2 protein-coding genes are annotated in these 1,027 nt (G+C 62.4%); both read left to right on the forward strand.

Annotation, left to right across the window (positions count from 1 at the left end; all coding sequences use genetic code 11):
- Window positions 1-147 precede the first annotated feature (147 nt).
- Window positions 148-477 carry a 4Fe-4S dicluster domain-containing protein gene (locus EAF64_RS20650; RefSeq protein ID WP_129070860.1) on the forward strand — a complete coding sequence of 110 codons (330 nt, stop codon included), beginning with the start codon at window positions 148-150 and terminating at the stop codon, window positions 475-477.
- 12 nt (window positions 478-489) lie between these two features.
- Window positions 490-882: a hypothetical protein gene (locus EAF64_RS20655; protein ID WP_129070861.1), complete on the forward strand. Its 393-nt coding sequence runs from the start codon at window positions 490-492 to the stop codon at window positions 880-882.
- The last annotated feature ends 145 nt before the right edge of the window (window positions 883-1,027 follow it).

A 1,027-nucleotide genomic window follows, 5' to 3' on the forward strand; every position in this document is an offset into this window, starting at 1 on the left:
TGATCGTCGCCGGGTTCATCGAGCCGATCACCGAAGAGTTGCCCATCGAGTACGCAGTCGAACTGAACCGGCTGATCGAACTGGAGATGGAGGGCTCGCTCGGGTAGTGACCGGTCTCGACTACTGCAGTCTACGGAGGACATATCAATGGCTATCGATCCGAAGTTCGAGGAGAATCGCGACGTCGCCGAGCAACACGAGGGTCACCGAGTCTGGGGACCGGTCGACGAGCCCGAGCAACTAGGCATCCACGGGACACACGTGGCCGTGGACTTCGACATCTGCATCGCGGACGGCGCGTGTCTGGAGGACTGCCCGGTCGACGTGTTCGAGTGGACGGACACCCTGGACCACCCGGAGAGCGAGATCAAGGCCGACCCGGCCAAAGAGGAGCAGTGCATCGACTGCATGCTCTGTGTCGACGTCTGCCCGGTCGACGCCATCGACGTCGACCCGGGACGCGCTGGGAGGCTCTAACGAGGTGTGTCGATGACGACTCTGACACTCCAGTGCTACCGGTGCGGGACCGAATACGACTACGTCGGCGTCTCGCCACATCCGGCCCGATGTGCGGCGTGTGAATCGTCGTGCGTTCCGCCTGCTGGCCCCCTGACCGTCACGAACAGCGTCCGCTGGGAGAGCGCCAACGGACTCTCGAAAGTCTGGGTCCACGCGACCGACGAACGCGATCGACCGTTCGAATTCGAGGTCGCCGCACATGGCGACCGTGGCAAACTGGTCGCAGTCAAGATCGACGGCGTGTCGATCGACCCGCAGGCCCGAGAGCGCCTCGAGACCGTTCCGCGGGAAGTCGCGACCGAAATCGCCGATCTCGGCGTCGAAGATGTCGAAGCAGCGAAATTAGAGAACTCGAAACGATGACTGCAGACCCGACCACGAAACCGACGCCCACGAGCACAGATCCAGCGAGTCACCACCCCGTCCACACGGTCGGAGGTGTTCACTGAACCGATGAGCTCCGAGATCAGATTCACGGACTTCAAATCCGACAAGCAGCCGACGTGGT

This window comes from Halorientalis pallida (assembly GCF_004118325.1).
GTDB lineage: Archaea > Halobacteriota > Halobacteria > Halobacteriales > Haloarculaceae > Halorientalis > Halorientalis pallida.

Coding starts and splice junctions, on each gene's coding strand:
- EAF64_RS20655 (WP_129070861.1), top strand. CDS start 490: ATGACGACTCTGACACTCCAGTGCTACCGGTGCGGGACCGAATACGAC.
- EAF64_RS20650 (WP_129070860.1), top strand. CDS start 148: ATGGCTATCGATCCGAAGTTCGAGGAGAATCGCGACGTCGCCGAGCAA.